The sequence below is a fragment of the Frankia sp. CoBUL1 genome (genome assembly GCF_978021245.1).
In genome coordinates, this window is sequence record NZ_CDXDOS010000085.1 from 1 (window position 1) to 13,152 (window position 13,152).

The 13,152-nt window shown below is 72.9% G+C and carries 9 protein-coding genes and 1 pseudogene; 7 read left to right on the forward strand and 3 right to left on the reverse strand.

The features are described 5' to 3' along the window. Positions 1–34: 34 nt before the first annotated feature. The 3 genes from AC08OX_RS08705 to AC08OX_RS08715 form a co-directional block, all read right to left on the reverse strand. A complete protein-coding gene (locus tag AC08OX_RS08705; RefSeq protein ID WP_476607342.1) occupies positions 35–847 on the reverse strand; it encodes a methyltransferase domain-containing protein in 813 nt (270 codons plus the stop codon). A gap of 314 nt (positions 848–1,161) precedes the next feature. Beyond that, positions 1,162–1,662, reverse strand: coding sequence for an SAV_6107 family HEPN domain-containing protein (locus tag AC08OX_RS08710; protein WP_476607343.1), 501 nt, complete (start codon positions 1,660–1,662; stop codon positions 1,162–1,164). Positions 1,663–1,877: 215 nt separating this feature from the next. Then, the gene (locus AC08OX_RS08715; protein WP_476607344.1) at positions 1,878–2,360 is read right to left on the reverse strand and encodes a hypothetical protein; all 483 of its coding nucleotides are present in this window, start codon (positions 2,358–2,360) and stop codon (positions 1,878–1,880) included. A gap of 562 nt (positions 2,361–2,922) precedes the next feature. On the opposite strand from AC08OX_RS08715, the gene AC08OX_RS08720 reads away from it, so the two are divergent. The 7 genes and pseudogenes from AC08OX_RS08720 to AC08OX_RS08750 all read left to right on the forward strand — a co-directional run bounded on the left by AC08OX_RS08720 (position 2,923) and on the right by AC08OX_RS08750 (position 13,138). Further along, complete coding sequence (locus tag AC08OX_RS08720) at positions 2,923–6,816, forward strand: BTAD domain-containing putative transcriptional regulator (protein WP_476607345.1); 3,894 nt, start codon at positions 2,923–2,925, stop codon at positions 6,814–6,816. Then, positions 6,813–7,556 (forward strand): spheroidene monooxygenase, encoded by a 744-nt coding sequence (locus tag AC08OX_RS08725; protein ID WP_476607346.1) that lies wholly within the window; start codon positions 6,813–6,815, stop codon positions 7,554–7,556. Before AC08OX_RS08720 ends, AC08OX_RS08725 begins: the two co-directional genes overlap by 4 nt. 1,112 nt (positions 7,557–8,668) lie before the next feature. Then, positions 8,669–9,676, forward strand: a pseudogene (locus AC08OX_RS08730) (FAD-dependent oxidoreductase); the annotation flags it as partial. Between the two features lie 196 nt (positions 9,677–9,872). Beyond that, complete coding sequence (locus tag AC08OX_RS08735) at positions 9,873–10,316, forward strand: FAD-dependent oxidoreductase (RefSeq protein ID WP_476607347.1); 444 nt, start codon at positions 9,873–9,875, stop codon at positions 10,314–10,316. 175 nt (positions 10,317–10,491) lie between these two features. Continuing rightward, the gene (locus tag AC08OX_RS08740) at positions 10,492–11,115 is read left to right on the forward strand and encodes a GNAT family N-acetyltransferase (RefSeq protein WP_476607348.1); all 624 of its coding nucleotides are present in this window, start codon (positions 10,492–10,494) and stop codon (positions 11,113–11,115) included. Further along, positions 11,112–11,939 (forward strand): bisanhydrobacterioruberin hydratase CruF, encoded by an 828-nt coding sequence (cruF, locus tag AC08OX_RS08745; protein ID WP_476607349.1) that lies wholly within the window; start codon positions 11,112–11,114, stop codon positions 11,937–11,939. The genes AC08OX_RS08740 and cruF overlap by 4 nt, the downstream gene beginning before the upstream one ends. Positions 11,940–12,067: 128 nt before the next feature. Continuing rightward, positions 12,068–13,138 carry a glycosyltransferase family 2 protein gene (locus tag AC08OX_RS08750; RefSeq protein WP_476607350.1) on the forward strand — a complete coding sequence of 357 codons (1,071 nt, stop codon included), beginning with the start codon at positions 12,068–12,070 and terminating at the stop codon, positions 13,136–13,138. Positions 13,139–13,152 lie beyond the last annotated feature (14 nt).

Consider the following 13,152-nt stretch of genomic DNA (forward strand, 5'->3'; position numbering starts at 1 on the left):
GCGCGGCCCTGCTTTCATACCGGGAAATCCACGGTCACGGGAACCCGGCGGCGCCGGCTTCGCGAGCGGTACCAGCGGCACGACGGCGGGCAAGCACGTGCAGCTGTGCCGCGAGGTCACGGAACGGCTCCAGGGCGGCCGCGGCCAGTTCCAGGCGCAGCAGCCGCTGCGCGGTGAAGGGATCGGAGTCGACCCGTGCCCCGGGGACCAGGTCGGCGAACACGCGCACCCCGTGGACGTCGACGACGTCCGCGCCCGCCGCGTTCACCAGCGCGACGATCTCGGCGGTGGTGAACCCGGCGGGCGGCCGGGGCGCCCCGGCGCCCCGGCCGGTCAGCACGGCCTGCGCCTGCTCGAAGCGACCCGCCAGGGCGCGGGCGAGCACCGTGGCAGCCCGGCCCGCGACGACGAGGCTGAGAACGCCTCCCGGGCGCAGCACCGGCAGGGCCCCCGCCAGCGCGGCCTCGGGATCGTCAACGACGTCGAGGACGGAGTGGCACAGCAACAAATCGGCGGTCTCGGCTCCGACGATGCCGGTCAGGTCAGCCAGATCGCCCTGCTCGGCCGTGACCCGGTCGGCGACGCCCCGTTCGTCGGCGCGACGGCGCAACGCTGCCAGGGCGTCCGGCGACGGGTCCACGACGATCACCAGGTAGCCCTCGACCGCCAGGGGTACGGCGAAGCCACCACTCCCACCGCCCGCGTCAACGATGATCGGCGGGATGGCTGTGGCCGCCGGGGCCACCGACCAGGCCGGAACCCCCGCTGCCGATCCGGGCAGGACCGTCCGCAGGCCGTGCCAGATCGCGGCCTGCCGCAGATCCGCGCCGGTGACATGGCTGGTCATGCGTGTCGCGCCTCCTCACGCCGGCTTCGTCGGCGCCGCCGTCAGCCCGCTCGCCCACGCCGGAGGACCAGGCGCGTCACCGACCCACGGTGAGGCCTATGGCGACCCCGACAACCAGCCCGCCAGCCGACAGCCCTACGACCCGCAGTACCCAGATGTTGCGACGCGCAACGGCGGACGGCACGGCCCGATGCGCGCCGCGGTGCCGATGCTCAGAACCGGTGAGGACCATCGATGATCTCCTGCTCCGCCAACCACTACCCCTCGGAAAGTAACCGATAGTGACCGATGATCACCGTAAACGCAACCGCTCGTCACCCACCCGGGGCGCCGCCGGGCCGACCACGGTCAGCCTGCCCTCGGCCCGGCGACATGACCATCGTGACCTCCCCAGGCCCGACCGGACCGGCGCCGGCGATCATCGGTTGGGACGGCAGGCCCAGCACGCCCTCGACAACCCCGATGAACAGATCGACCTGACGGATCAGATCATCGGCCTCCCGCCTGGTCACTACCTTCAGCCCGGCCTCGGCCGCCGATCGCCGGGCGGCCCCCGCCGCGAAGAACTCCGCCCACTCCGCGAGCTCGGGGGCCACCCGGACAAGCAGGCGCCAGGCACTCACGGGCCGACCGCGACGACCGGGACGGGGCCGGGCCCGGTCCGCCAGGACAGCGGCCGCCGCCCGCAGCGCCGCGAGGTGGGCGAGGGCGTAGCGCTCCCCGGCCGCCTGGGCGTACTCGGCCTCACCGAGACCGCGCCGGGCGGCGACCAACAGATCGTCGCGGGAGCGGCGAGGCAACCCCGCCGCCGACACCAGGGCCCGTCCAACCGGCCCGGTTGATCCACCGTGCGCCCCGGTAGATCCACCGGGGCCGCCAAACGCACCCTTACCGCGGGCCGCTCCTCCCGCCGGGTCCGAGCCACTGTCCGAGCCACTGATCGGCCGACTGGTCACGGTGGCCACAACACCTCCCGAGTCTCGAACATAGATTCGATCACGAAGTAGTGAACCCTCGCCGGGGCCGCCCGTCAAGCATCGAGGTATCGAACACGCGATCGAGCAGATCCGGCGACCTCGGACTCGACCACCCGAAGAAACCAGCCGAGGACGAGCAGGGCCACCACGTCGGGAACCCATCCCAGCCGCGGGTCCGCGGCTTTCCCCCGACAGACATGTCCCGAATCCGCACCTGTCGTCCGGGCCACCCGGGTAACCCTCGGGTCGAGCGCATCCGGATCGGCCACGACAAGCGCCGTTCCGTCCAGCGCAAACCGGATGATGTTCACATCACGGTGACCCACGAGCCCGCTGGCGAACTCGCCGCGGGTCGGCCTGAGCCAACGCAGCGTGGCACCGTCCGACAGGCGCACCCAGCCCCCGTGGCGGCCTGGCTCGAAGGCGGCCAGGGGCACCCGTCCCATGGGTTCGACCAGACGGATCCCGAAACCGTCGAGGTCGGTCTCCAGCACGAACGGCCGGCCGCCATCAGCTCGACCCGGCCCCGCGACCACCAGTCGGCCAGCAGCGCGCCCTCGTCGGTCTCGACGTGCACGTGCCGGACCGAGGTGTGCCGGGATACCGACTCGATCCGGAAGATCAGCTCATGCGGCAGTCCGCCGGCACGTCGCAGGAGAAGGTCCGCCCCGGCCATCGTCCGCGGTGTCCTGGTCCGGGTCACCGCCGGGGTCACCGCCGACGCGGGCCGCCTCGCCAGGCTCCTGGGCACCGTGATCGCCATGTTCCCAACCCCCTCCGCCTCGCCGGCCGTCTCCCGGCCGTCTGCCGCCTCGATTTCGTGGACTCAGTGCACCTCCAAGCGATCAACACCCACTGCACGCACAATCACCAGAACCATTGAGAATGCGTTGATCGGAACACCTGGATTCCGCGATCGGGTCACACGACACCCCACGGAGTCGGACCGCCACCCGCGTCGCACCGGACACCGGGCGCCGGAGCAGGCCTGACGCGGAAACGACAGGGGCCGTTCCAGATCGGTAGTTGCCGCCATGTCCCCTCCCGGCGCACGCTGCGGTAATACAGACATCACCGGGGGTCGTACGAGAGGACCAGATGCCTGACCGCGACAGCCTGCAGTTCGCCATCCTCGGCCCGTTGGAGATCACTGCCGGGGGAGCACCCATCGTGCTCGGCGGCACCCAGCGCAAGGTGCTGATGGCCGCGTTGCTGCTGGAAGCCGGTCAGGTGGTGCCCGGTCACCGGCTGCTGGAGGTGATCTGGGGGGACCCACCGCCGGAGAAGGCGCTGGCCACATTGCGTACCCATGTCAGCGAGCTGCGGCGGCGGCTGGAGACCGGTTCCGAGGTGCTGTTGCGCAAGGGGACCGGGTACGTCCTTGACGTGCGCCCGGAGCAGATCGACTCCGAACAGGCCCGTCGGCTGCTGGAACAAGGCCGGCGCGCGGTGGACGACGGTGACCCGGTGAGCGCGATCGCCCCGTTGCAGGAGGCCCAGGCCCTCTGGCGGGGACCGCCGCTGGTCGACCTGATCGACTACCCGTTCACCCGAGCCTACGTGGACGCCCTCGACGAACTCCAGCTCGACATCGCCAAGACCCGGATCGCCGCCGATCTCTCCCTGGGTCGTCATCACGAGGTCATCGGGGATCTGCGCGTGCTGGTGACACGGCACCCCCACGACGACGGGCTGCGCCGAGAGCTGGTTCTCGCCTTCTACCGGGACGGTCGGATCGAGGACGCGGCCCGGGCCTGCCGGGAGGGCCTGGAGGCGCCGCACGACCTGGGGCTGGACTCCGCGATGTTGCAGCAGCTGCAGGAGGACGTGCTGCGCGGCGCGTCCAGCCTGGCCTGGACCCCGCCCCGCTCGCTCGACCGGCGGGTCTCCGTGGCGCCCACGAGCCAGGGGGGGTACCAGCTGCCCCCGGACATCCGCGAATACACCGGGCGCGACACGATCCAGGCCCAGGTGCACGCCATGCTGACCGATCCGGTCGGGCTGTCACGGGGAACCGTGGTGGCGGCGTTCGCGGGTAAGGCCGGCGCAGGCAAGACCGCCTTGGCCGTGCACATCGCGCATCGCGTCCGCACGGGGTTCACCGACACGCTGTACGTGGACCTGCGGGGCAACAGCAGCCCGCTGGCCCCGGCCCGGGTGCTGTCCCGGTTCGTCCAGACGCTCGGGGTCAGCCGCTCCGCGGTACCGGCCGACCCCGACGATCTCGGCGAGATGTACCGGGAGCTGCTCGCGACCCGCAAGGTCCTGATCATCCTCGACAACGCGGGGGGCGAGGCACAGATCCGGCCGCTGCTGCCGACCAGCCCGGGCTGCGCGGTCATCATCACGAGTCGGTCGCGGCTGCACGGTCTGAGCGCCCCGTACTGGATGGTGGACGTCCTGCTGCCCAGTGACGCGGTGGAGCTGCTGGCCAAGATGGTCAGCACGCAGCGGGTCGACACCGAGCCCGAGGCCGCGCGTGACATCGTCGGCCTGTGCGGCTACCTACCGCTGGCGATCCAGATCGCCGGGCGCAAGCTGGCCGCCCATCCGCACTGGAAACTGGCCCGCCTGGCCGGGCGGCTCGCCAACGAACGCGACCGGCTGTCCTGGCTGGAGGCCGGCGACCTGGAGATCCGGGCCAGCTTCTCGCTGAGCTACGAGGGCCGGCCGCCGGACGAGCAGCGCGCCTTCCGGCTGCTGTCGCTGCCCGCGATGAGCGATTTCGCGCCATGGGCCGCGGCGGCGGTCCTCGACCTCGACGAAGCCGAGGACGTCGTCGACCGGCTCGCCGACGCCCAGCTACTCGAACGACGTGGCGCCGACCGGACGGGAACCGAGCGCTACCGCTTTCACGACCTGCTCCGGGTGTTCGCCCGGGAGCGCGAGACCGGGGTCGGCACCCCGCTCGGCCACCCCGCGGCCCCGGGTCGGATCCCCGAGGCCGGCGGGGACAACCGTCACACCGGCAACGGGCACACCGGCAACGGGCACCACGACGCTGCCGGGGCCCCCTCCACCGTGTCCGGAGAACACCGGGCGGCCTTGGGGCGGCTGCTGTACGCCTATCTGGCGATGCTGCGGGAGGCGGTCGACACCTTCAGCCCCGGCGGGGTGCGCACCCTCACCCCCGTCGCCGAGGACGCGGCTGCGCTCACGACAGGGGCCGTGTTTCGGTTTGAACAGGCAGGCGTCGCCGACCTGGTCGGTCGGCCGCTGGTCTGGTTCGGCGGGGAACGGGGAAACCTCCTGAGCCTGATCGACCAGGCCCACGCGGCCGGTCTCGACGAGCCGACCTGGCTGCTCGCCACCGAGGCCGCCGAGTTCTACGCCTTCGCGGCGCACTGGGGCGACTGGGAGCAGAGCCACGTCCTGGGGCTGGCCGCGGCCCGCCGGGGCGGGCACCGCCTCGCCGAGGCGACGCTGCTGACCAACCTCGCCGAGCGCGACATCACGCTGGCCTTCGAGGACGCCTTCTGGCGACTGGACGCGGACGGCACGGACCCCGACGATCAACCGGCGGTCGAGGTCTACCGGGCTACGGTCGACCACCTGACGCTGGCCACGGAACGCCTCACCCGCGCCCGGAAGATCTTCGTCGACTTCGGCGACGAGCTGGGTGAGGCCCGGACGCTGCGCGGGCTGGCCGACGCCTGCCGCGGTCGGGGGGAGTTCTCCGCGGCTCTGGTCCACTTCGAGGCCGGCCTGGAGATGATGCGCCGGGGCGGCGCCCGCAAGGCCGAGGCGGAGACCCTGGTGAACGTCGCCATGGTCCACGGCGACCGCGACGAGCTCACCGACGGCATCAACTGCCTGACGATGAGCCTGTCGATCGCCCGCAAACTCGGCAACCGCCCGCTGGAGGCGCTGGCCCTGCGCCGGTTGGGCGATCTCCACCGTTTCCAGTACCGGTTGGACCGGGCTCTGGCAAGCTACAACGAGAGCCTGCCGCTGCTCGCCGAGCTACCCGACACCCGCTGGGAGCCACGCGTGCTCATCCGCCGGGGTGACATCCTCGCCCAGATGGACGACCATCCGGCGGCGCGGCGATCCTGGCAGCAGGGCATCACGCTGCTACGTCAGCAGGGCTCCCCCGAGCTGCCGGCCGCCGAGGAACGGCTGAGCGCACCGGTCACGGCCGAGCCCACCCAGTTCACCAGCGGGCGGCTGCTCAGCACGTTCGATCCGGCGTACTTCATCGCCCGGATCGCATCGTCCCGGCGCAGCGTCCGGTTACTCAACACCTGGACGGATCTGGCGACCCCCGAGCACCGGACCGCCTTCGCCGGCGCGGTGCTCGCGGCGGTCGACGCCGGAGCGATCATTCAGGTGCTCCTACTCGACCCGGACTCCCCGGCCGTGGCCGGACGAGCCGCCGACCTCCTGCACAGCGTCGACGTACCGGGCATGATCCGCTCGAACCTGCTGGTCCTCGAGGCACTGCGGGATCGGCTCGCTCCCGTCCTGCGCTCCCGGCTCGCGGTGCGTCTCTACACCGAACAGCCCCTGACGACGTATCACCGCTGGGACACCGGGGCGCTGGTCTCGACGTTCCCCGTCGGGTACTCCTCGGCCGCCGCGACCCAGCACGAGGCGGCCGTCTCCTCCACCCTGGTCCAGTTCGTCGAACAGCACTTCGAGCGGCTCTGGAGTCTGGAAGGGAGCACCGCCTTGGACGACTATCTGCGGGTGCCGCTGCGCGTCTCCCCGTCGGACGCGGGCCATCTCGAGGTACAGACCGAGTTCGTGCGCCTCGACGGGGCGGTGTACGTCTCCTCCCCCGACCTCGTCGCGCTGCTGGGCCGCGGCGGTCCGGACGGCCTGCTCGCGGAGGTGGCGGGCGACGGTCGGCATGTACTGGCTGGAACCGGGCGGTGCCGGATGGTACCCCTGCGCGACAACGACGGCGCCGGGGCCGTGGCCACGGCCTTCGCCGACAAGTACGGGGCCGCCCGGGACAGCTTGCTGCGCCTGTCATCGGTGCGGCGATGAGCACGCTTGTCACCGTCGACTTCTGGCGGGTGCCCCGGCGACGGATCGGTTACGCCCTGGCGCGGATGGCCGCCGACCGTACCGCCCTGCGGCACACACCGGGACTGACCTTCGCAAAACTGCTGGGCACCGGTTCGGCGAGCAGTTTCACCCTGCGCGACGCCGATCCGTGCCAGTGGGCGATGGTCGCCGTCTGGTCCTCCCCGTCGGCGGCCCGTTCCTTCGAACGATCCGCGGCGGTGCCGGCATGGTCGTCGCTGGCCGAAGAACGCTGGCGGATCGACCTTCACCCGCTGTCGTCACGTGGGCGATGGTCACGGCAGGAGCCCTTCGGCGACCCGGCGGCGTCGAACGTTCCGCCTCCCACGAGCGCCCCCGCGGCGGTCGCGGTGATCACCCGGGCCCGCATCGCCCTGCGGCACACCCTCGCCTTCCGCCAAGCGGTGCCGGCGGTGGCGGTCGACCTCGCCGAGGCCGAGGGTCTGATCTTCGCGGCTGGCATCGGGGAGGCGCCGATCGGCTTACAGGGAACGTTCAGCCTCTGGCAGGACGCGGCGTCGCTGCGCAGGTTCGCTTACGGCCGCCCCGCGCACAGCGAGGTCGTCCGGCGCACACCGATGGTCGGCTGGTACAGCGAGGAACTGTTCGCGCGGTTCGCGGTGCTCGGCTCGCGGGGGACGCTGGGCGGGCGGGATCCTCTCCTGCAGGTCAGCCCCGGGCCGACGTTGACGCCGCGTTGAAGATCCAGCCACGGCTCCCCGCCGTATCCGGGCGGGGACACGGCCTGCTTTGACGCCCCGTTGAACGGCACCCGCCACCGTGGAGGGGCCGCCCGCACCTTCCCACGCCCCGCACCTTCCCACGAACCGGGTGAAGCAAGCCGCATGTCGATACCCCGCGAGCAGGCGCCCTGGACGCAGCCCCCCGCCGTCGGGTTCTGATCGCGACACCGGTGAGCGAACGGGTCGCGCGGCTCGTCACTCGGCACGACTCCGCCCGGCTACGCCCGGAGCTGGCCACCCGGCCGACGGGCCTGGCCGACGCCCTGGTCGAACTGCGGCCGCACACCCTCGTCGTCGGGGTGAACGCGGTGGATGGACCGGCACTCGAACGGTGGGCCACCGCGGTCCGCACGGACCCGGCGGAGGCCGGCCGGGACCGACCCCTGCTGCTGGTCCGCCGGGGCACCTCCCTCGCTGCCGTCGACCTGGCCGCCGCGGCCCGCCACCGGATCGAGGTGCGCAACACCCCCGAGGTCAACGCCCGGCACGTCGCCCGGTTCATCGTCTACCGGCTGTTCGACCCGCTCGGCGACGCACCCGGCGCCGAGTCGGCCGGGGCCGCCACGCGCACCGACCGGCCGGGCGTGCTCGGCCTCGTCGGCGCCGGAAACATCAACAGCCGGGTCGCCCGGGAGGGCGTCGCACGCGGCTGGCACCTGGCCGTGCACGCTCCCTCACTCGCGGCGAGGCCGGCGACGATCGCGCGCTGGGCGGCGAAGCACCGACTGCCGGTAGACCGGATCCACGTCGCCCGCACCGTCGAGGACGTCCTCGACGCCGCCGATCTGATCAGCATCGCCGCGCCCCTCGTGCACGACGGGCCCCGGATATCCGCGGGCATGATCGACATGCGGCACGTCAAGTCGTTCACCGGCCGCCGACTCGTGTCGGTCAGCGAACCGCGCGTCTTCACCGACCGGGCGCTGGTCGACGCCTACGACCGCCGCGACCTGGAGGCCGTGATCGACAACGCCCCCCGGTTCCTCGGCCCGGTCCGCGAGCTGCTCGCGGGGCGGATCGCCGAGGACGGCGGGGAGCCGCGGCGCGGATTCACTCTCTGCTCCGTGGCGATGCACAGTCCCGCCTGCAGCGACGATCTCGATCAGGCGTTCCTCGCGGTGGTCGGGCGGGCCGACCTGGACGACCTCGTCGGGAACGACCTCACCGGGAACGGCCCGAAGGACGATCGTCATGACCTGGCCGATCGCCGGGGCGATCGGCAGGGCACCGGCCGCCGGGCCGTCGAGGACCCGGCCTCTGACGGTTCCGCCGTCGACAAGCACGACGTGGTGGTCGTCGGCGGCGGGATCGTCGGACTCACGATCGCGCTCGTGCTGCGGCTGCGAGGCCACCCCGTCCGGGTCCTCGACGCCGCGCCGGCCGACCGGGCAGACCCTGCCGCCCAGGGCACGACGTTCGCGGGGACGAACGGTCGGCACCTGTCGGCGACCGAGACCCTGCCGCAGGCGGACGCGAGCCGCGTGGGTGTCCTCGATCGCGATCCGACGCACGGCGGCTGGCGGCTACGGGACCCGGAGTCGCTGTCGGAGCCGGAGAGGGCCTGGGCCGCCGCCTTCGAGCAGCGCGCCGATCGTCCCGGGCTGCACGCGGTGGCCCGGGACCTGGTGATCGCCCTGAACCGGCTGGGGTTGCGCGGGTGGGAGCATCTTTTCGCGCTCGCCGACGGCGGGGACGGGCTCGCTACCGGGTGCGGGTTGCGCTGGGACGCCCGCATCCCGCGGATCTATCTCGGTCCGGACGACCTCGCCGCGGGCGAGCGGCTGCAGCGGTCCGCGGGGGGGCGGGTCGTTCGGTTGTCCCGGGCGGACCTGGTTCGCGACTGGCCCGCGCTGGGCCGCTCGATCCCGCTGCCCGGCGGCGTCCGGGAGGTGACCGCAGCGGTCGAGGTGGACGGCTACGCGGTCAACATCCACGATCTGGCCACGGTACTCATCGACCGGCTGCGGGCCGCGGGCGTCGAGGTGCGCGCCGGCACCCGGGTGGAACGCATCGAGACCGACATCGAGACCGGCATCGACGGGAACCCCGACGGCAACGGGAACGAGGCCGGGCACGAAATCGGGAACGGAGCCGGCAGCGGGGTCCGGCTGCATCTCGCGGACGGCTCGACCCTGCGCACCGGCTGGGCCGTGGTGACCGTTGGCCGGCCGCGACCTGCAGCGGCTGCTGGGCGCCGCCTGGCCCGGCGCCGGTGCCGTCGCGCATCTGCTCGGCCTCTCGCTGACCCTGCCGAACCCGGGTCTGCGACGGCCGGTGAAGGTCCACGCCGGAGATCCCCTCGGTGTGATCAATGTGACGCTGTCCGCCGATGGTGCCAGGATCCATGTCAGCGGCGGATTCGGGTATCTGGGCACCGCCGTGCGGGCGGCCGCGGACAGCGGCGTCGCCCGTCTGCGCGCGGTTTTCGAGCAGGCGGTCGCCGGCCTGTTCCCGACGCTGCGCCGGCCTGACGGCAGTGTGGAGATGCTCGACGTCCGCGTCTGCGAGCGCCCGGCGACCCCGGACGGCCTCCCCCTTGTCGAGGCCGTGGCAGACCACGGCGGCCGGGTGATCGTGGCGGCAGGGACGAACGCGGGTGGCACCGTGCAGGCCCCGGCGGTGGCCATGCTGGTGGCCGACCTCCTCGCCGGCACGCCGCGCTGCGCCACGCTCGCCATGGCCGGTGATCGGGCCGGTCTCCCACCCATCCGGAGTTAGCACCCTCCACATCAGTGGAATGACGTTACGTAGCAGTAATTCCCATCGCCGAGCGGTGCCGGCGGGCGGCGAGTTATCGTCGAGCGACGTGATGGTGCGCCCCAGCCTCCTGGCTCGCCGGACCCGACTCGTGGGGCCAGGTCGGCGATCCGGGCGCGGACAGGAGGCGACGCCGGTGACCGACGTGGACGTGAGGGTGGTCCGCTGGTCCCCGAGCCGGATGCGCACCCGGCTCGACGATGTCATCGCGGTCTACAAGGCCGCTTTCCTCGATCACCACGAGCCTGACCCGCAGCGGGCCGCCCGGGACCGGGCCGCCCATGCGCGCCGGCACTTCGAGCGGCGGGACCTTCGTGCCGTGGCGGCCGTCACACCCCACGACGAACTCATCGGGATCACCTACGCCCTGCCCGGCCGGGTCGGCCAGTGGTGGCACGACGTCGTCGCCGGCGCGCTCCCGCCGGACTCGGCCGCGTACTGGCTCGACGACTGTCTCGAGATCGTGGAGCTGCACGTCCTGCCCGCCTACCAGGGCCGGGCGATCGGGCGCACCATACTGCGGGAGCTGCTGCGCGGGGCCCCGCAACGCACGGCCGCGCTGTCCGCCCTCGAACCCCCGGGCAGTCCGGCGCGCCGGTTGTACGATCATGAGGGATTCGTTCCATTGTTGTCCGACTTCCAGTTCCCCGGGACCCTCACCCCCTACGCCGTGCTCGGCAAGGAGCTCCGCGGACGCTCCCCCGCCCGTCCCGACGGCGCCTCCGCCCAAGGAGCCGACCGGCACGCACCGGTACGATGACCGCCGACGCGCTCTTCACCGGATCGGCGCGGCCGACGCGGCCCACCGCGGTGCCGTGGATCTTCGCGGCGGCCACCGTGGCGGTGCAGCTCCCCTGTCCGTTGGTCACCGGATCCGCCGGGGCGGCGCTCGCCATCGCCTCGATCGTGCTGTTCTTCGCATCCTCGGTGAGCCACGCCCTGCTCACCCGTGGCCGAGCGTGGACCGCCGGGTTTCTCGCCGTGACCGTCGGCGGCGGGCTGCTCGTGGAGACCGTGGGCGTGCACACCGGCTGGCCCTTCGGCCGCTACGTCTACGGCTCCGCCCTGGGCACCCGCCTGTACGGCGTCCCGGTCGTGGTGCCGATGGCCTGGGCGATGGCGACCTACCCGGCGTATGTCCTGGCCCGTCGCCACCACCGCGGCCGGGCGCGCACCGTCGTGCTGGCCGCGCTCGTCCTCGCGGCCTGGGATCTTTTCATCGACCCGCAGATGGTCGCCGCGGGGTACTGGCGGTGGCTCGGCGGCGGCCCGACGCTCAACGGAATCCCACTCACCAACACCGCCGGCTGGATGGCCGTCGCGATCGCCATGACCGCGGCGTTGACGGCGCTTCCGGACCAGGCCGGGAGCACGGCTCGCGACGAGCGCGCCCCGCTCGCCCTTCTCCTGTGGGCCTACGTCTCCTCGACGCTGGCGAACCTCACCTTCTTCGACCGTCCCGGTGTGGCCGCGGCCGGCGGGATCGCGATGGGGGCTGCGCTCGTCGCGGCGGCCCGGACCGGACCCCGGGACCGTGCCCGGGCCGGGGACCGCCCGGTCCCGGCGGGCTCCCCACCACGATGACGACGCCGTGGCGGACAGGGCACGGGACGGGGCACCGGACGGTAGCGAGATCCCCGGCCCGGTGGACGGAATCCCCGGCCCGGTGGCTTGCCGGGCGATGCTGGTCGGGTGCGGTACTGTCCGCCGCGGTGGCGTCCACCGCCATCGCCGTGCACACAGCGGTGAACGCGCGGCTGCTACGCGTCCCACCGCCGGCCCGGCCGGTACGCGAACGGGTGACGGTCGTGCTACCCGTCCGCGACGAGGCCGGGAGCCTGCCGCGGTGCCTGTCGGCCCTGCTCGGCTCACGGTGGGTGCCCGGCCTCGAGATCCTCGTCTACGACGACGGTTCCACCGACGGCACCGGGGAGATCCTCGCGCGGTGGGCGGCGAGGGACGACCGGATCGTCGCGCTGCGCGGTGCGGAGCCGCCCGCCGGCTGGCTCGGCAAACCGCACGCCTGCGCCCGGGCCGCGGCGGCGGCCACGGTCCTCGTCTTCGTCGACGCCGACGTCACGGTGGCCCCCGACGGCGTCGCGCGGACCGTTCTCCTCCTGCGGGACGCCGGCCTCGACCTCGTCTCCCCCTACCCGCGCCAGGAGGCGGCCGGTGTCGCCGAAAGGCTGATCCAACCCCTGCTCCAGTGGTCGTGGCTGGCGCTGCTGCCGCTGCGGCTGGCCGAACGCTCCGTCCGGCCGTCGCTTTCGGCGGCGGGCGGACAGCTGCTGGCCGTGGACGTGGCGGCCTACCGCCGGGCCGGCGGCCACGAGGGTGTCCGGGACCAGGTCATCGAGGATGTCGCCCTGCTGCGCAGGCTCAAGCGTGCCGGCGGGCGGGGAGTGGTCGTGGACGGCACCGATCTCGCGGTCAACCGGATGTACTCCGGATGGTCACAGCTGCGGGACGGCTACGCGAAGTCGCTGGCCGTCGCCGGTGGAAGCACGCTCGGCAGCGTCGGGCAGATCGGCATGCTGGCCTGGCTGTTCGTCGTGCCGGCGGTGGCGGCACTGGGTGGCTCGGGCCCGGGCGCGGTCGGGTACCTCGCCGGGGTCGCCGGCCGGGTGCTCGCCGCCCGCCGCACGGGCGGCCGGAGCTGGCCCGACGCCGCCGCTCATCCGGCTTCCGTGAGCCTGTTGGGCTATCTGACTGCGGTGTCGTGGTGGCGTCGTCGGCGGGGTACCGCCCGATGGAAGGGACGACCGGTTACCCGCTGCCCCTGACCACTGGTCCGCAC